General features: G+C 69.4%; 17 protein-coding genes. All 17 read left to right on the forward strand.

What is annotated here, in order from left to right; all coding sequences use genetic code 11:
• Positions 1-110: 110 nt before the first annotated feature.
• The 17 genes from rsmH (at position 111) to WKC72_RS17645 (ending at position 19668) form a co-directional block, all read left to right on the forward strand.
• Positions 111-1127, forward strand: coding sequence for a 16S rRNA (cytosine(1402)-N(4))-methyltransferase RsmH (gene rsmH, locus WKC72_RS17565; protein ID WP_037226638.1), 1017 nt, complete (start codon positions 111-113; stop codon positions 1125-1127).
• Positions 1124-1801, forward strand: a complete 678-nt coding sequence (locus WKC72_RS17570; RefSeq protein ID WP_037226640.1) for a hypothetical protein — start codon at positions 1124-1126, stop codon at positions 1799-1801. Before rsmH ends, WKC72_RS17570 begins: the two co-directional genes overlap by 4 nt.
• Positions 1798-3648, forward strand: coding sequence for a penicillin-binding protein 2 (locus WKC72_RS17575; RefSeq protein WP_037226642.1), 1851 nt, complete (start codon positions 1798-1800; stop codon positions 3646-3648). Before WKC72_RS17570 ends, WKC72_RS17575 begins: the two co-directional genes overlap by 4 nt.
• A gap of 169 nt (positions 3649-3817) precedes the next feature.
• Positions 3818-5431: a UDP-N-acetylmuramoyl-L-alanyl-D-glutamate--2,6-diaminopimelate ligase gene (locus WKC72_RS17580; protein ID WP_037226643.1), complete on the forward strand. Its 1614-nt coding sequence runs from the start codon at positions 3818-3820 to the stop codon at positions 5429-5431.
• Positions 5428-6942 (forward strand): UDP-N-acetylmuramoyl-tripeptide--D-alanyl-D-alanine ligase, encoded by a 1515-nt coding sequence (murF, locus tag WKC72_RS17585; protein WP_370183661.1) that lies wholly within the window; start codon positions 5428-5430, stop codon positions 6940-6942. Before WKC72_RS17580 ends, murF begins: the two co-directional genes overlap by 4 nt.
• Positions 6939-8018: a phospho-N-acetylmuramoyl-pentapeptide-transferase gene (gene mraY / locus WKC72_RS17590; RefSeq protein ID WP_005247625.1), complete on the forward strand. Its 1080-nt coding sequence runs from the start codon at positions 6939-6941 to the stop codon at positions 8016-8018. The genes murF and mraY overlap by 4 nt, the downstream gene beginning before the upstream one ends.
• A 4-nt stretch (positions 8019-8022) precedes the next feature.
• Positions 8023-9522, forward strand: a complete 1500-nt coding sequence (murD, locus tag WKC72_RS17595; protein ID WP_037226645.1) for a UDP-N-acetylmuramoyl-L-alanine--D-glutamate ligase — start codon at positions 8023-8025, stop codon at positions 9520-9522.
• A complete protein-coding gene (gene ftsW / locus WKC72_RS17600) occupies positions 9519-11054 on the forward strand; it encodes a putative lipid II flippase FtsW (protein ID WP_112299727.1) in 1536 nt (511 codons plus the stop codon). The genes murD and ftsW overlap by 4 nt, the downstream gene beginning before the upstream one ends.
• Positions 11051-12199, forward strand: coding sequence for an undecaprenyldiphospho-muramoylpentapeptide beta-N-acetylglucosaminyltransferase (gene murG, locus WKC72_RS17605; protein ID WP_370183665.1), 1149 nt, complete (start codon positions 11051-11053; stop codon positions 12197-12199). Before ftsW ends, murG begins: the two co-directional genes overlap by 4 nt.
• The gene (murC, locus tag WKC72_RS17610; RefSeq protein ID WP_037226648.1) at positions 12196-13707 is read left to right on the forward strand and encodes a UDP-N-acetylmuramate--L-alanine ligase; all 1512 of its coding nucleotides are present in this window, start codon (positions 12196-12198) and stop codon (positions 13705-13707) included. Before murG ends, murC begins: the two co-directional genes overlap by 4 nt.
• Positions 13704-14591, forward strand: a complete 888-nt coding sequence (locus WKC72_RS17615; protein ID WP_255221326.1) for a cell division protein FtsQ/DivIB — start codon at positions 13704-13706, stop codon at positions 14589-14591. The genes murC and WKC72_RS17615 overlap by 4 nt, the downstream gene beginning before the upstream one ends.
• A gap of 217 nt (positions 14592-14808) precedes the next feature.
• Positions 14809-16008, forward strand: coding sequence for a cell division protein FtsZ (gene ftsZ / locus WKC72_RS17620; RefSeq protein WP_037226649.1), 1200 nt, complete (start codon positions 14809-14811; stop codon positions 16006-16008).
• Entirely contained in the window at positions 16005-16748 is a 744-nt protein-coding gene (gene pgeF / locus WKC72_RS17625; RefSeq protein ID WP_037226651.1) for a peptidoglycan editing factor PgeF, read from the forward strand. Before ftsZ ends, pgeF begins: the two co-directional genes overlap by 4 nt.
• A 47-nt stretch (positions 16749-16795) precedes the next feature.
• Positions 16796-17521 carry a YggS family pyridoxal phosphate-dependent enzyme gene (locus tag WKC72_RS17630; RefSeq protein WP_370184387.1) on the forward strand — a complete coding sequence of 242 codons (726 nt, stop codon included), beginning with the start codon at positions 16796-16798 and terminating at the stop codon, positions 17519-17521.
• Positions 17522-17606: 85 nt separating this feature from the next.
• On the forward strand, positions 17607-18284 hold the full coding sequence (locus WKC72_RS17635) for a cell division protein SepF (RefSeq protein ID WP_005574458.1): 678 nt from the start codon (positions 17607-17609) through the stop codon (positions 18282-18284).
• 133 nt (positions 18285-18417) lie between these two features.
• Complete coding sequence (locus tag WKC72_RS17640; protein WP_005247609.1) at positions 18418-18720, forward strand: YggT family protein; 303 nt, start codon at positions 18418-18420, stop codon at positions 18718-18720.
• A gap of 102 nt (positions 18721-18822) precedes the next feature.
• Complete coding sequence (locus WKC72_RS17645; RefSeq protein WP_005247608.1) at positions 18823-19668, forward strand: DivIVA domain-containing protein; 846 nt, start codon at positions 18823-18825, stop codon at positions 19666-19668.
• Positions 19669-19690: the final 22 nt, after the last annotated feature.

The raw sequence follows: 19690 nt of genomic DNA on the forward strand, positions 1-19690 counted from the left end.
CAGGGACCTCGAAGCATTCGCCACGGCAACTGGCCGACAAGAGAAGTTCGAGCAGTGAACCCCGGCATCGGGCACTTCACCCGCACCACAGAGCAGGAGCCGGAGGGATCATGGTGGATCACGAGGGGGAAGATTCCTCGCCCGCCGATGGTTTCGGTCACATTCCGGTCTTGCTTCACCGCGCAGACGAACTGCTGGGCCCTGCCCTCACCGTGAACGACCCGCAGGGCGGGGGAGCCGTCATGATCGACGCGACCCTCGGTCTCGGCGGACATTCCGAGCACTTCCTGCGGACGTACCCCCAGCTGCGACTCATCGCCCTCGACCGTGATCCGCATGCGCTCGAGATCGCCGGTGGCCGGCTCGCGCCGTTTGCCGATCGCATCACGTTCGTGCACACCCGTTACGACGGCATCGAGGACGCGCTCACCGAGGCGGGCCTCCCCGCGCAGGAATCGGTGCACGGGATCCTCTTCGACCTCGGTGTCTCCTCGATGCAGCTCGACGAATCGGATCGGGGGTTCGCGTACTCGATCGACGCGCCCCTCGACATGCGGATGGACCCGACCACCGGCATCACCGCGGCCGAGGTCCTCAACACGTACAGCCACGGCGATCTCGCCCGCATCCTCAGCACGTACGGCGAGGAGCGCTTCGCGGGCAAGATCGCGTCGGAGATCGTCCGGCAGCGCGCGAAGGAGCCGTTCACCACCAGCGCAGCGCTGGTCGAACTGCTGTACCGCACCATTCCTGCGGCGACCCGCCGTACCGGGGGACATCCCGCCAAGCGGACGTTCCAGGCCCTTCGAGTGGAGGTCAACGGCGAGCTCGATTCACTGCGCGCCGCGGTCCCGGCTGCACTCGACGCGTTGACCGTCGGGGGACGCGTCGTGTTCATGTCGTACCAATCCCTGGAAGACCGGGTCGTCAAGCAGGAAATCACTCCCAGGTCGAAGTCGAAGAGCCCCGAGGGGCTTCCTGTCGAACTACCGGGGATGGGACCGGAGTTCCGGATCCTCACACGAGGGGCGGAGCGGGCGTCCGAACAGGAAGTCGAAGAGAACCCACGATCAGCCCCGGTGCGGTTGCGCGCTGCAGAAAGAATTGCCAGGAGGTCGGCGGCATGACGGTTCAGGTGAGTTCCACCGAGATGCGGCCCGCGCGGGCGGCCAACCGGACGGGCGCGGCTGAGCGGGCGTACAAGAAGCGCACCCAGCGCGCGGCCGTGCACAGTGGGTCCGCGATCGCCGTCTCCGGCAAGAACCGCACCGGCACGCTCACCGCCCGCATCCCGTTCGTGGCGACGATCCTCGTTCTGCTCGCCATGGGCCTGGCCATGACACTGCTGCTGACGACCCGGTCCGCCGAGGACTCGTACCAGCTGAGCGCCGCCCGCGCCCACAACCAGTCGCTGGCGGAGGAGAAGGCGGCGCTCCAGCGTGACGTCGAGACCGCCAACTCGGCCCCGAAACTGGCGGAGGAAGCCGCCAAGCTCGGCATGGTGCCCGCCAACGATCCCGCTCGACTCGTCGTCCACCCCGACGGCAGCGTCGAGGTCGTCGGAAAGCCGGCCCCGGCGTCGGGTGCCCCCGTGCCGCCGCTGGACGTCGCCGCCCCGCCCACCCAGCGCGGCAACGCCGTCGCGACCGCCCCGAACCGCGGGACGACGACGCAGTCGCCGCGCGCCACGCCACAGCCCGGCAATGGCACGGAGATCCAAGCGCAGGGTGAACAATTGGTTCCCGTGATCCCCTCGGCCACCGCTCCGACGACTGCTCCACCGTCCGGCGGTCGCCGGTGAGTCGAAGCGCACCGAGAAGTCGTCCCCGGCGCCCCAAGGGCGCCGGTACGGCGTCCTTTCCGTTCAGACAACGGTACGGACGCCTGGTGATGTTCTTGGCGCTCGGCCTCGCGGCCGCGCAGCTTCTGTGGATCCAGGTCATCGACGCACCACAACTGTCCGCGGAAGCGGCGAACCAGCGCACCACCACCGAGGTGGATCCGGCGCTGCGCGGATCGATCACCGACCGCAACGCCAACCCCATCGCATTCACGATGGAGGCGAAGGCCCTGACGTTCCAGCCCGCACGGGTCCGGAAGGAACTCGAGGAGGCGAAGGCCAAGAGCGACACCGCCCCCGACGTAGACTCCCGTCTCGACGCGATCGCGAAGGAGATCCACGACCGGCTCGGCGACGCCGCACCGGAGAAGGATCTGAAGGAGAAACTGCACGGCGACGACACGTTCGTCTATCTCGCGCGCAGCGTCGACCCCAACATCGCCGCACAGATCAGCGACAAGTTCCCGGAGGTCGGACTCGAACGCCAGGACATCCGCGAGTACCCCGGCGGATCCCTCGCCGCCAACCTCGTCGGCGCCACCGGCTGGGACGGTCACGGACTGCTCGGCCTCGAAGACTCGCTCGACTCCACTCTCGCAGGCACCGACGGCTCCCAGACCTACGACCGGGGCTCCGACGGCGCGGTGATTCCCGGCAGCTGGCGTGACAAGCAACCGGCGGTGGACGGGTCGAGCGTCGAACTCACCATCGACTCCGACCTGCAGTACTACGTCCAGCAGCAGGTGCAGATGGCCAAGGACAAGTCCGGTGCGAAGGACGCGTCGGCGGTCGTACTCGACTCCCACACCGGCGAGGTGCTCGCGATGTCGAACGACAGCACGTTCAATCCGGCGATCGGGGTGGGCAACAATCCGCGGACCGTGGAGATGGGCAACCTGTCGGTGAGCACGCCGTTCGAACCGGGCTCCGTCAACAAGATCGTCACCGCGGCGGCCGCGATCGAGTACGGGCTGACCACACCGGACGAAGTTCTCGAGGTCCCCGGCAACATTCAGATGTCGGGTGTGTCGGTGAAAGACGCGTGGGACCACGGGGTCGCCCCGTACACCGCCACGGGTGTGTTCGGTAAGTCCTCGAATGTCGGCACCCTGATGCTCGCCCAGCGCGTGGGGGAGGACCGCTACGCGGACATGCTGTCCAGGTTCGGCCTCGGCCAGCGCACCGACGTCGGGCTACCCGGTGAGAGCGCCGGCAGCGTCCCCAGCCGCGACCAGTGGTCGGGGGGCACGTTCGCGAACCTGCCGATCGGTCAGGGCCTGTCGATGACGCTGCTGCAGATGACCGGCATGTACCAGGCGATCGCCAACGACGGTGTCCGCATCCCGCCGCGCATCGTCAAGGCGACGGTCGACGCGTCCGGGAACCGGACGGAGACCGAGGCGCCCGAGGAGGTGACGGTCGTCAGCCCCCAGACCGCGTCCACGGTTCGCGACATGTTCCGGTCCGTCACCCAGAACGACACGGGCAACCAGCGAGGCACCGGGGTGCAGGCCGCCGTCGACGGGTATCAGATCAGCGGCAAGACGGGTACCGCCCAGCAGGTCGATCCCGCCTGCAAGTGCTACTCGAACTCGAACTACTGGATCACGTTCGCCGGGATCGCCCCGGCCGACAATCCGCGGTACGTCGTCGGAATCATGCTCAATGCGCCGACACGCAGCGCGGACGGCACAGGCGGCCAGTCCGCGGCACCGCTGTTCCACAACATCGCGTCCTGGATGCTGCAACGCGACAGCGTGCCGATGTCCCCGGACCCCGGACGCAGGCTGGTGCTGCAGGCCGATTGAGCGAAGGTCGGCCGAATCGGGTTCCGAGAGCTGTCGCGGTAATCTGACACGTCGGCCGTTCAGTGGACACGGACTTTTCCGTGGACGTACGGAACTGCCGAGGTAGCACGCTGTATCGATCCGTGCACTATGCCGTTGTCAGTGAGAGTCGACATCCGAGAGGAGCCCGGTGCCTGTTCCGTCCCGCCCGCAGTCGGCGTCAGTGGAGGTGAAGGTCACAGACAGCCTTCGCCCCGCCCAGCCGGTCCGTACCACGGTGAGCGCTCTGGCAGCGCTCGCCGGAGCGAGGGTCGAGGCACCCACCGGAACCGCCGAGCACGTGATCGTCACCGGGGTGGATCTCCGCGCCCAGGGGATCATCGAGGGCGATCTGTTCGCGGCCCTCCCCGGGGCCCGCGCGCACGGCGCGGCATTCGCCGCCGACGCTCTCGCACGCGGCGCCACCGCGATCCTCACCGACGAGGCCGGATTCGCGCTGGTATCCGCACTGGGCTCCGACATGCCGGTGCTCGTCCACGACGACCCCCGCGGCGTCCTCGGCGAGCTGTCGGCCACCATCTATGGTCGACCCTCGGAGAAGATGCAGGTCATCGGCATCACCGGGACGTCGGGGAAGACCACGACCTCGTATCTCGTCGAAGCCGCCCTCACCGCCGCGGGGCGGACGACGGGTCTCGTGGGCACCATCGAGACCCGGATGAGTGGCCGCCGGGTGCCGAGCGCGCTGACGACCCCCGAGGCGCCGCAGCTCCACGCCCTGTTCGCCGTGATGCTCGAGCAGGGGATCGACACCGTCGTCATGGAGGTGTCCAGCCACGCGCTGTCGCTCGGCCGTGTCGACGGGGTCCGCTTCGATGTGGGCGCGTTCACGAACCTCTCCCAGGACCACCTGGACTTCCACCGCGACTTCGAGGACTATTTCGCCGCCAAGGCACGGCTCTTCGCGGCCGATTCGTCCGTCCACGCCCAGCACGCCGTCATCTGCGTCGACGACGTGTGGGGGCAGCGGATGGCCGACGTCGCCCGCGGCGCGCACTCGATGGTGACGACCGTCGCCACCACGCCGGAGAGCGAGGGCGCGGTGTGGACGGCAGGGCCGGCGACGGTGTCACCTTCGGGTTCGCAGACCTTCGCGCTCACCACGGCCGAGGGCACGACGCTCGACGTGGAGCTCCGTCTGCCGGGGCAGTACAACGTCGCCAACGCGTCCCTCGCCGTCGCGCTGTGCGCGGCGCTGGGTGTCGATCCGCGCGACGCCGCCCGGGGCATCGCCGGGGTCGACGTGCCGGGCCGGGTGCAGCGGATCGACCGGGGGCAGGATTTCCTCGCCGTCGTCGACTACGCGCACAAGCCCGCAGCGGTCGAGGCCGTGATCGCGACGCTGCGCGAGCAGGTACGCGGTCGCGTCGCCGTCGTCGTGGGTGCGGGCGGCGATCGCGACGCAGGAAAGCGGCCACTGATGGGCGCCGCGGCAGCCCGCGGAGCCGACCTGCTGATCATCACGGACGACAACCCCCGCACCGAGGATCCGGCGAAGATCAGGGCCGCGGTCCGCGAGGGCGCTCTCGGGGTGCCCGAATCCGAGCGGGGACAGGTGTGGGAAGTAGCGGACCGAGCGAAGGCGATCGCCGACGCCGTCGGCTGGGCGCAGGCAGGCGACGTGGTTCTGGTCGCAGGCAAGGGACACGAGATCGGTCAGGAGATACACGGGGTGAAGTACCCATTTGACGACCGCGACGTACTGGGCGACGCGATCGAGCGACAGGTCGGAGGAGCGCGATGATTCCGATGACACTCGCTCGCATCGCCGAGATCGTGGGTGGCGAACTGCACGACGTCACCGACCCGTCGGCCGAGGTGACGGGAACGGTCGAGTTCGACTCGCGGAAGGTCACCGCCGGGGGACTGTTCCTGGCACTGCCCGGCGCCCGCGTCGACGGCCACGATCACGCGGCCTCGGCAGTCGAGGCCGGCGCGGTCGCGGTCCTGGCGGCGCGCCCGGTCGGCGTCCCCGCCGTCGTCGTCACCCCGACACCGAGCGACATCCCGAGCAAGGCGATGGCACTCGAGCACGACACCGACGGATCGGGCGCCGCCGTGCTCGCGGCCCTCGCGAAGCTCGCGCGCGCCTCCGTCGACGACCTCACCGCGAAGGGGCTCACCGTCGTCGGCGTCACCGGATCGGCGGGGAAGACGTCGACGAAGGATCTGCTCGCCGCCGTCCTGCGCCCCCTCGGCCCCGTCGTCGCGCCGCCCGGATCGTTCAACAACGAACTGGGCCACCCGTGGACCGCGCTCCGCGCGGACGCGGAGACGGGATTCCTGGTTCTGGAGATGTCGGCCCGCGACCGCGGCCACATCGCCTCCCTCGCGAACATTGCGCCCCCGAAGATCGGGGTCGTCCTCAACGTGGGAACGGCGCACCTCGGCGAATTCGGTTCGCGTGAGGCGATCGCCGTCGCCAAGGGTGAGCTCGCGGAGTCGCTGCCCCCGGCGGACGAGGGTGGCGTCGCGATCCTCAACGCAGACGATCCGCTGGTGGCGGCCATGGCCCCGCGCACGTCGGCCCGGGTGGTCCTCGTCGGCCGGTCGGAGTCCGCGCACGTGCGGGCCACCGACATCGTGCTCGACGAGAAGGCAAGGGCGCGTTTCACTCTCACGGCGCCGGCGGGCAGTGTCGCCGTCGAGCTCGCCGTACACGGCGAACACCAGGTCGGCAACGCGCTCGCCGCGGCGGCGGTGGCGCTCGAATGCGGGGCGGACCTCGAGCAGATCGCGCAGGCTCTCTCCGGTGCCGCCGCGGTCTCGGCGCGCCGGATGGACGTCCGCGACCGGCCGGACGGTGTGACCGTCGTCAACGATTCGTACAACGCGAACCCCGACTCGATGCGGGCGGCTCTGAAGGCGCTGGTGTCGATGGCCAGGACGGGCCGGGGGGCGGCGCGCCGGAGTTGGGCGGTGCTCGGAGAAATGGCCGAGCTGGGTCCAGAATCAGTGGTCGAACACGACGCCATCGGCAGATTCGCGGTCCGGCTGGACGTGAGCAGGCTGATCATCGTCGGAACCGGCAGGCCCGCCCGCGCCATGCACCAGGGTGCGGTCATGGAAGGTTCGTGGGGTGAGGAGTCGATCCTCGTCCCCGACATCGCCGGTGCGGTCGCATTGCTCGAAGCGGAACTGGCGCCGGGTGACCTGGTGCTGGTCAAGGCGTCGCAGTCCATCGGATTGTGGGAGGTTGCGGACACGGTGTTGGCGGGAAGCACGGGACAGAAGGGTTCGGAGGCTACGCGGTGAGACAGATCCTCTTCGCGGCGGGCATCGCGCTCGCCGTCTCGATTCTGCTGACCCCCGTTCTCATCAAGGCCTTCTCCCGTCAGGGGTTCGGCCAGGAGATCCGTGTCGAAGGTCCGGCGAGCCACCAGTCGAAGCGCGGCACCCCGACGATGGGTGGCGTCGCCATCCTCGCCGGACTGTGGGCCGGCTACTGGGGTTCGCATCTGATCGGCATCGGCTACAACGCGGACGGGCCGTCGGCTTCGGGACTGCTGGTTCTCGGTCTCACGACGGCGCTCGGCGGGGTCGGGTTCCTCGACGACTTCATCAAGATCCGCAAGCAGCGCAACCTCGGTCTGAACAAGACCGCGAAGCTTGTCGGACAGCTGATCGCGGCAGTGGCATTCGGCATTCTCGCGCTGCAGTTCCGGGGCGCGAACGACCTCACCCCCGGCAGTGAGCACCTGTCGTACGTGCGTGACATCGCCACGGTCACGATGGGCTCCGTCGTGTTCGTCGCGTTCTGCTATCTGCTGGTGAGCGCGTGGTCGAACGCGGTCAATCTCACCGACGGACTCGACGGTCTCGCTGCCGGTTCCATGAGCCTGGTGCTGGGCGCGTACGTGATCATCACGTTCTGGCAGTACCGCAACGCGTGCGAGACGAGCCCCGGCAAGGGCTGCTACGACGTCCGCGATCCGCTCGACCTCGCCCTGATATGCGCGGCCGGTGCCGGTGCGTGCATCGGGTTCCTGTGGTGGAACGCGGCGCCCGCCAAGATCTTCATGGGCGACACCGGTTCGCTGGCACTCGGCGGCATGCTCGCCGGACTGTCGATCACGACGCGCACCGAACTGCTGATGGTCGTGATCGGCGCGCTGTTCGTCGCCGAGGCGGCATCGGTGGTGATTCAGGTCGCGGTGTTCCGGTCGAGCCGAAGACGGGTGTTCCGGATGGCTCCGTTCCACCACCACTTCGAACTCGCCGGGTGGGCGGAAACCACGGTGATCATCCGGTTCTGGTTGCTGGCCGCCATCGCCTCCGCGATCGGGCTCGCGCTGTTCTACAGCGAGTACCTGGCAGCGATCGGGGGCTGACGACGTGGCAGAGGAACACGGCGGGCTCGACTGGTTGCGGGGTCGCAGCGTCCTCGTCGCCGGTGCGGGTGTCTCCGGCCGGGCCACCATCGAACCTCTTCGTGACCTCGGTGCGCTCGTCACCGTCACCGACGCGAACGTCGACGCTCTCGCCGAGTGCGCGCGACTCGGCGCCGCGACCGTCCCGATCGACGATCTGCTCGCCGAGCGGGACCGGGTCGCCGAGTTCGCGCTGGTCGTGACGAGCCCGGGGTTCCGCCCGGACGCGCCGCTGCTCTCGCTCGCCGCCGGGGACGGGGTGCCGATCTGGGGCGACATCGAGTTCTCCTGGCACGTGGACCGGGCCGGGCTCTACGGCCCGCCCCGGCGGTGGCTGGTGGTCACCGGCACCAACGGCAAGACCACGACGACCTCGATGCTGCAGTCCGTCCTCGAGGCGGCCGAGTTGCCGAGTCTGGCCTGCGGCAACATCGGGTTGCCGGTACTCGACGCCCTGCGGCGGACCGAACCCCGGGCGGAGGTGCTGGCGGTCGAACTCTCGTCGTTCCAGCTGCACTGGGCGCCGTCGGTCCGGCCGACCGCAGGCGCGATCCTCAACATCGCCGAAGATCATCTGGACTGGCACGGCGGGATGCAGCCGTACATCGATGCGAAGGCCCGCGCCCTGACCGGTGAGGTCGCGGTACTGGGCCTCGACGACGAGGTCGCGTCCTCTCTCTTCTCCTCGTCCCTCGCCGTCCGGACCCTGGGTTTCCGGCTGGGTGTGCCTGCGCCGGGCGAACTGGGTGTCGAGGACGGGTATCTCGTCGACCGCGCGTTCGCGGATCGTGAGCGGCTGGCCCCGGCCGCGGGGATCACCCCGCCCGGGCCTGCCGGACTGATGGATGCCCTGGCCGCGGCAGCTCTGGCCCGGGCGATCGGAGTTCCGCCGGACGCCGTCGCCGCAGGCCTGGCCGCCCACGTCGTGGGCCCGCACCGTGCGGCACACGTCGCCGAGGTCGGGGGAGTGACGTTCGTCGACGACTCCAAGGCCACCAACCCGCATGCTGCTCGCCCGTCGATCCTCGCCCACGAGCGGGTGGTGTGGATCGCCGGTGGTCTGCTGAAGGGTGCGCGGGTGGACGACCTCGTTCGGGAGGTGGCCGGTCGTCTCGCCGGCGCCGTCCTGCTGGGCCGCGATGCGATGCAGATCGCAGAGTCCCTTGCGCGACACGCCCCCGAGGTTCCCGTGGTCACTGTCGAAACGGGAGACGATGCAGGTGTGAGTGCAGTCCCGCAGACCGCGACGCACCGGGTGGTGCTGCCGGCGGACACCGACAGCGACGCCGTGATGGGTGTCGTCGTGCGCGAAGCGGCTGCGCTGGCAACGGCAGGGGATTCCGTCGTCCTGGCGCCCGCGGCGGCCTCGCTCGACATGTTCGACAGTTACGGTCACCGGGGGCGCAGCTTCGCGGACGCCGTCGGCGGGCTCGACGAGTCGGACATCTCCAGGACGCTGCGATGACCTCCGCCGGAGCCCGCACCCGCCGCGTCCCCGAGGGACAGAGGTCCCCGGCCCGCGCGGCGGCCGGCCCCGGGGTGGCGAAGCGTGCACCGTCGAGTCCCCGCACGCGCACGGCACCTCCGCGCGGCCCACGCACCCGGATCGGGGCCTGGCTGTCGCGGCCTCTGGCGTCGTTCCACCTCGTGGTCACGATCGCATTTCTGCTGACGGTCCTCGGCCTGGTGATGGTGCTGTCGTCCTCGAGCGTCGAGGCCTACGCCTCCGACGGTTCGGCGTACACCCTCTTCACCCGGCAGGCGCTGTTCGCGGCTCTCGGACTCGGCCTGTTCTACGCGGCGCTGCAGATCCCGGTCCGGGTGATGCGCGCCCTGTCGTTCCCGGCCTTCGCGGTCACGATCATCCTGCTGGTCCTGGTCCTCATACCCGGCATCGGCACGGTGTCCCAGGGCACCCGCGGCTGGTTCGTCGTCGCCGGATTCTCGTTGCAGCCCGCCGAGCTCACCAAGATCGCGCTGGCCGTGTGGGGTGCGCACATCCTGGCGTCGCGGCGCAGCGACATCTCCAGTATCCGGGACATGCTCGTTCCGCTGGTGCCGGCCGCGCTCGTCGCGTTCGTCCTGATCATCCTGCAGCCCGACCTCGGTACGACGGTGTCGCTGGCGATCATCCTGATGGCGCTGCTGTGGTTCGCGGGCCTGCCGCTGAAGCTGTTCATCGCCATCGTCGGCACCGGTTTCGGCGGGATCGTGATCCTCGCGCTCACCGCCGGCTACCGTTCCGCTCGCGTGCGCGAGTTCCTCAATCCCGGTTCCGACCCGCAGGGCATCGGGTACCAGTCGCGGCAGGCGATGTATTCGCTCGCGGACGGCGGGATCCTCGGACGCGGGCTGGGGCAGAGCCGCGCGAAGTGGAGCTACCTGCCGAACGCCCACAACGACTTCATCTTCGCCATCATCGGCGAGGAGCTCGGATATCTCGGCGGCGCCGCCGTCCTCGGCCTGTTCGGTCTGTTCGTGTACACGGGCCTGCGCATCGCGGCCCGATCCGCCGACCCGTTCCTGCGCCTGCTCACCGGAACGGCGACGGTGTGGATCACCGGACAGGCGTTCATCAACGTCGGATACGTGATCGGGTTGCTGCCCGTCACCGGTCTGCAGTTGCCGCTGGTGTCGGCCGGTGGAACGTCGACGGCCACCACACTGTTCATGTTCGGCCTCGTCGCCAACGCGGCGCGGCACGAACCGGAGGCGGTCGCGGCGCTGCACTCCGGGCAGGACGGCCCGTTCGGTCGTCTCCTGCGGCTCCGCAAGCCGGAGGCGTATTCGCCGGTGCGGGCCGACGCGGCGCGCGCCGAGGCGGTGCGCCGAGCCGAAGCCCGCAGGCGGGCCGGCCGCGAGATGGCCCCGCGGACCCGCAGCGTCACATACGAGAAGGGCCGCCCCGAACGCGGCAAGGGCCGCACCCCCGAACGGGGTGCACGTCAACAGCGAAGCTCGGGTGGCCGAGCAGGAGAGCGAGGATTTCGTAGGTGAACGGCGACAAGTCCACCCTGTCGGTGATCGTGGCCGGTGGTGGTACCGCCGGGCACATCGAACCGGCTCTGGCAGTGGCCGATGCGATCAAGGCGATCGACGACACCGCGGTGGTGACCGCTCTGGGCACGGCGCGCGGCCTCGAAACCACCCTGGTTCCCGAGCGGGGCTACCCGCTCGAGCTCATTCCGCCGGTGCCGCTGCCCCGTAAACCCACCCTCGACCTGCTGCGGCTTCCCGGCCGGGTGCGCGCGTCGGTGCGCCGCACCCGCGAAGTGCTCGACGCGACCGGCGCCGACGTCGTCGTCGGATTCGGCGGGTACGTCGCGCTGCCCGCATATCTGGCGGCCGGCCGCGGACTGCTCCGCCGCAGGCGCCGCATTCCGATCGTGGTGCACGAGGCGAACGCCAGCGCCGGGATCGCGAACAAGATCGGTGCCCGACGCGCCGCCCGGGTCCTGGCCGCGGTCGCCGGTTCCGGAGTCTCCGCGCGCGGCCGCGCGGACGCGGAGATCCTCGGGATCCCGGTCCGGGCATCGATCACCGGTCTCGACCGGGCCGCCCTGCGGGCGGAGGCACGCGCACACTTCGGCCTTCCCGCCGACGGTCCCGTGCTGCTCGTCTTCGGCGGTTCGCAGGGCGCGCGGTCGCTCAACGAGGCCGTGTCGGGCGCGGCGGAGTCGCTCGCCGCGGCCGGTGTGGCCGTTCTGCACGCGCACGGACCGAAGAACAGCCTCGACGTTCCCGTGACACCGGGCGGCCCGCCGTACGTGGCCGTTCCCTACCTGTCGCGGATGGATCTCGCCTACTCGGCCGCGGACGCGGTGATCTGCCGGTCGGGTGCGATGACGGTGGCGGAGGTGTCGGCGGTGGGACTTCCCGCGGTGTACGTGCCGCTGCCGCACGGCAACGGGGAGCAGGAACTGAACGCGCGACCGGTGGTCGCCGCCGGAGGTGGAATGATTGTCGCCGACGGAGACCTGTCCGCCGGATTCGTCGCGGAGACCGTGATCCCGCTGCTGCGCGACCCCGCACAGCTCGAGGAGATGGGGCGACGTGCGGCCGGCGCGGGTCACCGTAGCGCAGCCACCGAGGTTGCGCGCATCGTGCTCGACGTGGCCGCGCTGACAAGGGGAACCCGATGACCGACCTGCCCGCGGAGTTGGAACGTGTCCACATGGTCGGGATCGGCGGCGCCGGAATGTCCGGAATCGCGCGGATCCTGCTGGCCAGGGGAGGGCAGGTGTCCGGATCGGACGCCAAGGAGAGCCGCGGCGTCCTCGCGCTGCGTGCCCGCGGCGCGCACGTCCGCATCGGCCACGACGCCGGCGCACTCGACCTCCTCCCCGGCGGCCCGACCGTCGTGGTCACCACCCACGCCGCGATCCCCAAGGACAACCCGGAACTCGTGGAAGCGGCCCGGCGCGGGATTCCCGTGATCCTGCGACCCGCGGTGCTGGCCTCGCTGATGCAGGGGCACCGCACCCTGCTGGTGTCGGGCACCCACGGCAAGACGTCGACCACGTCGATGCTGGTGGTGGCGCTGCAGCACTGCGGTTTCGATCCGTCGTTCGCGGTCGGCGGCGAACTCAACGAGGCCGGAACCAACGCCCACCACGGCAGCGGCGACGTGTTCGTCGCGGAGGCCGACGAGAGTGACGGTTCGCTGCTCCAGTACGAACCGGACGTCGTCGTCGTCACCAACGTCGAAGCCGACCACCTCGACTACTTCGGCAGCACCGAGGCGTACATCCAGGTGTTCGACGATTTCGCGGCACGTCTGTCGCCCGGTGGTCTGCTCGTCGCCTGTCTCGACGATCCGGGGTCCGCGGCGCTCGCGCAGCGGGTGGCGGCGCGGGGACTGCCCGGTGTGCGGGTGCTGGGATACGGCAGCGCCGAGTACGCCGACGGGGCCTTCGCTCCCGTCGACGGCGTCGAGGTCGGCGCGCGACTGCTGAGCTTCGAGGCCAGGGACGTCGGCGGAGTCCTGCAGTTCCAGCTGGCAGGCGAGCAGTCGCCGAGGACGGTCCGGATGGGTGTGCCCGGCAGGCACATGGCCCTCAACGCGCTGGCCGCTCTCCTCGCCGCCCGGGAGGCGGGCGCCGACGTGGACGAGATCCTCGAAGGCATCGCCGGATTCGGGGGAGTGCACCGCCGGTTCCAGTTCACCGGCCGCGAGCACGGGGTCCGCGTGTTCGACGACTACGCGCATCATCCGACGGAGGTGCGTGCCGTGCTCGGCGCCGCCGCCGATCTGGTGCGCCAGCCCCACGAGGCCGACCGCCGCGAATCGGAGGATTCGGTGCGCAGCGGCAAGGTCATCGTGGTGTTCCAGCCCCACCTGTATTCCCGGACAGCAACATTCGCGGAAGAGTTCGGGCACGCGCTCGACCTCGCCGACGAGGTCGTGGTCCTCGACGTGTACGGCGCGCGGGAAGAACCGCTCCCCGGCGTCAGCGGCGCCCTGGTCGCGCTGTCGGTGTCGAAGCCGGTGCACTACCAGCCGGACCTGTCGCAGGCGCCGCGGCAGGTCGCGGCGCTCGCGTCCCCCGGGGACGTGGTGATCACCATGGGTGCCGGTGACGTGACGATGCTCGGCAACCAGATCCTCGACGCTCTGCGTGCGGCTCCGCACCACCACCCGTCGCGATGACGCGGGAGCGTCGGGGCCGGTCCGAGCGGCCGGACCGCCCTGTCCGCCGCGACGTCCAGCGCAGTCCGCGGCCCGGGGGTGCGGCCGGTGCCCGCGCGGCGGCGAGCGATCGGACGTCCTCGCGCCGGCGCACCTCGACGGTCACCGACCCCGGAACCCGGCGCACCCGCGAATCGGCTTCGGCGGCACGGAAGTCCGCCGCGGTGGAGACGCCGCGGCGGCCGTGGTACCGGCGGCCGTCGGTGATGGGCGTCGTCGGCGTCGTCGTGGTCGTGGCCCTCGGTCTCGTCGCCTGGTTCACGCCGCTGCTGTCGGTGCGGGAGACGGACGTCGCGGGGGCGACGTCGATTTCCGGGGAGCAGATTCGCCAGGTGCTGGCGGTGCCGCAGGGGCAGCCGTTGCTGCGTGTCGACACGGAGGGTGCCGCTCAGCGGGTCGCCGCGATCCCGAAGGTGGCGTCCGCGCGCGTCCAGCGGGTGTACCCGTCCACCATCCGGGTGACGGTAACCGAGCGGGTGCCGGTCGTGTTCGTCGACAGCCCCGGCGGTACCCATCTCCTCGACGCGGAGGCCGTGGACTACGAGATCGCACCGCCGCCGCCCGGGGTGCCGCGTCTGGTGACGGAGTCGCCGGGGTGGGGCGACCCGTCGACGGAGGCGGCGATCGAGGTGCTGGAGTCGATGCCGCCGCAGCTGCGCGGTCAGGTGGGACAGGTTGCGGCGAAGTCGATTTCGGATATCTCGGTGACGCTGCTCGACGGCCGGATCGTGGTGTGGGGCGGTACGGAGAAGTCCGAGCGCAAGGCTGCGGTCACCCTGCCGCTGCTCACCCAGCCCGGGCAGACCTACGACGTATCGAGTCCCGACCTGCCGACGGTGCGGTGACGGGTGGTGACCCGGATGCGAAAGAGTTGCGGGCGAGTTCGTCAAATAACTCGGCGCGTCTCGGCGCGCCTAATGGCGTATCCCTGTGCCGGTGCATAGCGTTTCGCTCTAGTCGAGCAGCACTTGACATAACCGTAACCCTATGGTTGAGGTTGAGGGTTCAGGCTGGACCGATCTGTACGAAAGCGTGATACACACTCATGGAAGGCGAGAGCCGATGACGCCCCCGCACAACTACCTCGCCGTAATAAAGGTCGTCGGCATCGGCGGCGGCGGCGTGAACGCAGTCAACCGGATGATCGAGCAGGGACTCAAGGGAGTCGAGTTCATTGCCGTCAACACCGACGCGCAAGCGCTGCTGATGAGTGACGCCGACGTCAAGCTCGACGTCGGCCGGGAACTCACCCGCGGGCTCGGCGCCGGCGCGGATCCCGAAGTCGGCCGCAAGGCCGCAGAAGACCACAAGGACGAGATCGAGGAAGTCCTCAAGGGCGCCGACATGGTGTTCGTGACCGCAGGCGAGGGCGGCGGCACGGGTACGGGTGGCGCACCGGTCGTCGCGAGTATCGCGCGCAAGCTCGGAGCCCTCACCGTCGGTGTCGTCACCCGCCCCTTCTCCTTCGAGGGCAAGCGCCGCGGCGGCCAGGCCGACACCGGTATCCAGTCGCTGCGCGAATCGTGCGACACCCTCATCGTGATCCCGAACGACCGCCTCCTGCAACTCGGCGACGCCGCCGTCAGCCTCATGGACGCGTTCCGCAGCGCCGACGAGGTCCTGCTCAACGGTGTCCAGGGCATCACCGACCTCATCACCACCCCCGGATTGATCAACGTCGACTTCGCCGACGTCAAGGGCGTCATGTCCGGCGCGGGTAGCGCGCTGATGGGCATCGGATCCTCGCGCGGCGAGGGCCGGGCCATCAAGGCCGCGGAATCGGCGATCAACTCTCCGCTGCTCGAGGCGTCGATGGAGGGTGCGCGCGGCGTGCTGCTCTCGATCGCCGGTGGCAGCGACCTCGGCCTGTTCGAGATCAACGAGGCGGCGTCGCTGGTGCAGGAAGCCGCCCACATCGACGCCAACATCATCTTCGGCACCGTCATCGACGATTCGCTCGGCGACGAGGTGCGGGTCACCGTCATCGCCGCCGGGTTCGACGGCGGCGCCCCCGCCCGCCGGCCGGTCGAGTCGGGCGCTGCCGGTCGCAGCGCCATCGGAGCCGGGCGGGCAGGCGAGGTAGGACAGTCCGCCGAGCAGCAGCACAGCGAGCCGATGTCGGTGACCCGAGAGACGATCAGCTCCCACCAGAGCCCGAGCAGTCTCCCGCCACTGCCGGGAAACGGTCAGTCCCGCGCGGTGCCGGTGTCCGACGAGGAGGGTGAAGACGAAGTCGACGTGCCCTCCTTCATGCGTCGTTGAGCTCACCGTCCGCCCCCGATTTCAGGGTTCGCCGGGTCGTCACCACCCGTGCCGGAGGGCACTCCGTCGCACCGTACGACACGTTCAACCTCGGTGATCACGTCGGCGACGATCCGGCCGCGGTGGAGGCCAACCGGCGTCGACTGGCAGACAACATCGGCGTGGCCTTCGACCATCTGGTCTGGATGGAGCAGATCCACAGTCGCACCGTGACCGTGGTCGACGGCCCCACCGACGCGCCGGTGCCCGCCACGGACGCGCTGGTGACGACGGTGCCGGGGCTCGCGCTCGCGACCCTCAGCGCCGACTGCGTCCCGGTGCTGCTGTCCGACGACGAGGCCGGGGTGATCGCCGCCGTCCACGCCGGCCGGATCGGTGCCCGCATCGGCATCGTCCCGCGGGTGCTCGACGTCATGGTCGAGCAGGGGGCGCGGCTCGACCGGATCGGCGCGTTCCTGGGTCCGGCGGCGAGCGGCCGACAGTACGAGGTCCCCGCGGCGATGCAGGCGGACGTCGAGAAGTTCCTTCCCGGCAGCGCCACCCGCACCGTCAAGGGCACCCCCGGCCTGGACCTGCGGGCCGGCCTGCGGAAGCAGCTGCTCGACGCGGGTGTCGCGGGAGTGGCGGAGGATCCGCGCTGCACCATCGAGGACCAGACACTGTTCAGTCATCGCAGGCAGGCCCCGACCGGTCGGCTCGCGGCGGTGATCTGGATGGATACTGGGCAAGACAGCGTGTGACGAGTGCCGCCGGTGGCGGCGAGGGATTCGGTGTGGGAGTGGAAACGATGAGCAGGGTCGGGGAGATCGAGACTGCGCTCGGCGCCGTGCGCGCACGGCTCGACGCGGCGTGCCGGGACGCCGGCCGCGACCCCGCGGAAGTGTCGCTGCTGCCCGTCACCAAGTTCTTCCCCGAATCCGACGCGCGGATCCTGTACGACCTCGGGTGCCGCGAGTTCGGGGAGTCACGGGAGCAGGAGGCCACGGCCAAGATCGCGGAGTTCCGGACCGCGGTGACGGATCCGTCGGTGCGGTGGCACATGATCGGACACCTCCAGCGCAACAAGGCGAAGGCCGTCGCGCACTGGGCGTATGCCATCCACTCGGTGGACAGCGAACGCCTCGTCGGCGCCCTCGGTCGCGCGGCGACCACGGCACTCGAGGCGGGGGAGCGGCCCGAGCCGCTGCGGGTGCTGCTGCAGGTCAGTCTGGACGGCGATCCGCAGCGCGGCGGTGCCGCGATCGCCGACCTCGAACATCTTGCCGCGCAGGTGCAGTCGTCGCCGGGACTCGAATACCGCGGGCTGATGGCGGTTCCGCCGATCGATGCCGACCCGGATGCGGCGTTCGAGGAACTGGAGAAGATACACGCGCGGCTGAGGCGCGACCATCCTGATGCGACGGAACTCTCGGCGGGCATGACGAATGATCTCGAGCACGCTGTCCGACACGGGTCGACGTGCGTGCGTGTCGGAACCGCGCTGTTGGGTTCGAGGCCTATAACCTCGAAATAGATCGCCCAGGTGATCGCCAACCCGTCCACACCGCTGCGACCGGTCGCAGTTGGATCCTGTCCGCCGCGCCAAGGAAGGTCGATCAATGAGCAGTCTGCACAAGTTCAAGGCTTACTTCGGCATGGTTCCCCTCGACGACTACGAGGACGAGTACCTGGACGAGCCGGAACCTGCCCGCAGGCCCGCTCGACCGGCCCGCGACAGTGGACGTGATCCCTACCTCGACCGCGACGACCGTGACTTCGCCGAACCGGCCTTCAGTAAGGCTGCCTACGCTCCCGGCCGCCGGGACGACCTCGACGACGACTTCGACCGGTACGACGGCCCCCGGCACTCGTCCCGGGTGGAACCCGTGGCCGTCCGGTCGGCCCGTCCCAGCGCGAGCGGTGCGGTGCGCGGCAGCACCCGCGGTGCGCTGGCCGTCGACACGCGGTCCGAGCGGGTGGAGAGTCGTCGCGGACCCCTCTTCGACGAGGGCGGCCCGCTGTCCAAGATCACCACGCTGCGCCCCCGCGACTACGGGGAGGCCCGCACGATCGGCGAGCGGTTCCGTGACGGCACTCCCGTCATCATGGACCTCGTCGAGATGAGCAACGCCGACGCCAAGCGCCTCGTCGATTTCGCTGCCGGGTTGGCATTCGCGCTGCGCGGGTCCTTCGACAAGGTGGCCACGAAGGTGTTCTTGCTCTCACCCGCAGACATCGACGTGTCCGCCGAGGAGCGTCGCCGCATCGCGGAAACCGGCTTCTACAGCCAGAAGTAAACCGGGGAGCGGGGAAAACGACCATCGGGATCCGAACGTCCGAAACGACGCGGGCCGCGGCGGCTGTGGCGGAGAAAGCCCTGGCCACGCGGCTCGTTTTGATCGGCCGGACATTCTCAGGCAGAGTGAAGGTGTGGCCTTGTTCTCGGTGATCTACTTGATACTGTTTGTCTTTTGGCTGCTACTCATCGGCAGAATCATTGTCGAGTTCGTACGGACCTTCGCACGAGACTGGCGGCCAACCGGCGTCGTGGTCGTCATTCTCGAGGCGATTTTTACGGTCACCGATCCACCGGTCAAACTGCTACGGCGGTTGATCCCCCCGATCAATCTCGGTGGGGTGCGGTTGGATCTATCCATCATGGTCTTGCTGTTCATCGTCTTCATCCTGATGTCGATCGTTCAGGGACAAGCGCGTGCTACGGGTCTGGTGTGACAGAATGGACCCCATTGATCCAGTCTTGTTTCACCGTTACGTAGACTGCGCTGTAACTGAATGCTTGCTAGACCGCCAAATGACGCGTGAAGGGATCCTTCCATGCCGCTGACTCCCGCTGATGTGCACAATGTCGCGTTCAGCAAGCCACCGATCGGTAAGCGGGGCTACAACGAAGACGAAGTCGATGCGTTTCTCGACCTCGTCGAGCAAGAGTTGTCGCGCCTGATCGAGGAGAACGCCGACCTTCGGCAGCGAGTAGGGGAGCTCGACAAGGAGCTCGCCGATGCGAAGAAGGCTCCACGCCCTGCGTCCGCGGCACAGACTCCCGCTCCCAAGGCGGAGCCGGCTCGCGTCGTCGAGCAGCCCAAGGCTCCCGCGCCGGCACCGGCTCCCGCCGCTGCTGCTGCGGCAGCCCCCGCGCAGGGCGCCGACGCTCACATGCAGGCCGCCAAGGTTCTGGGTCTCGCCCAGGAGATGGCGGACCGCCTCACGAGTGACGCGAAGACGGAGTCCGAGCAGCTGCTCGGCAACGCGCGCACCAACTCGGAGCAGCTGGTCAGCGATGCGCGGACCCGTTCCGAGACGATGATCGCGGACGCCCGCCAGAAGTCGGAAGCACTGATCACCGACGCTCAGACCCGTTCCGAGACCCAGCTGCGCCAGGCCAAGGAGAAGGCCGACGCGCTGCAGGCGGACGCGGAGAAGAAGCACACCGAGATCATGGCGACGATCAACCAGCAGCGTTCCGTGCTGGAGGGCCGTATCGAGCAGCTCAAGACGTTCGAGCGCGAGTACCGGGTGCGCCTGAAGTCGTACCTGGAGTCGCAGCTCGAAGAGCTGGAGCAGCGGGGATCCGCGGTTCCGGTGGACGGCGGTCAGGATTCGTTCGCGCAGGGTGGATCGCAGTCCAATTACAGCCAGTCCTACGCCAAGGGCAATAGCTGACTGAGCGCGCGGTAGTTGCCCA

Origin of the sequence: Rhodococcus wratislaviensis (assembly GCF_041228765.1) — a bacterium.
Lineage (GTDB): Bacteria > Actinomycetota > Actinomycetes > Mycobacteriales > Mycobacteriaceae > Rhodococcus_F > Rhodococcus_F wratislaviensis.

Excerpts from the sequence above, each read along its gene's own strand:
- ftsZ (WP_037226649.1), top strand. The coding sequence starts at position 14,809 with ATGACGCCCCCGCACAACTACCTCGCCGTAATAAAGGTCGTCGGCATC.
- WKC72_RS17615 (WP_255221326.1), top strand. The coding sequence starts at position 13,704 with ATGACGCGGGAGCGTCGGGGCCGGTCCGAGCGGCCGGACCGCCCTGTC.
- WKC72_RS17630 (WP_370184387.1), top strand. The coding sequence starts at position 16,796 with ATGAGCAGGGTCGGGGAGATCGAGACTGCGCTCGGCGCCGTGCGCGCA.
- WKC72_RS17570 (WP_037226640.1), top strand. The coding sequence starts at position 1,124 with ATGACGGTTCAGGTGAGTTCCACCGAGATGCGGCCCGCGCGGGCGGCC.
- rsmH (WP_037226638.1), top strand. The coding sequence starts at position 111 with ATGGTGGATCACGAGGGGGAAGATTCCTCGCCCGCCGATGGTTTCGGT.
- WKC72_RS17645 (WP_005247608.1), top strand. The coding sequence starts at position 18,823 with ATGCCGCTGACTCCCGCTGATGTGCACAATGTCGCGTTCAGCAAGCCA.
- ftsW (WP_112299727.1), top strand. The coding sequence starts at position 9,519 with ATGACCTCCGCCGGAGCCCGCACCCGCCGCGTCCCCGAGGGACAGAGG.
- WKC72_RS17635 (WP_005574458.1), top strand. The coding sequence starts at position 17,607 with ATGAGCAGTCTGCACAAGTTCAAGGCTTACTTCGGCATGGTTCCCCTC.
- murC (WP_037226648.1), top strand. The coding sequence starts at position 12,196 with ATGACCGACCTGCCCGCGGAGTTGGAACGTGTCCACATGGTCGGGATC.
- murF (WP_370183661.1), top strand. The coding sequence starts at position 5,428 with ATGATTCCGATGACACTCGCTCGCATCGCCGAGATCGTGGGTGGCGAA.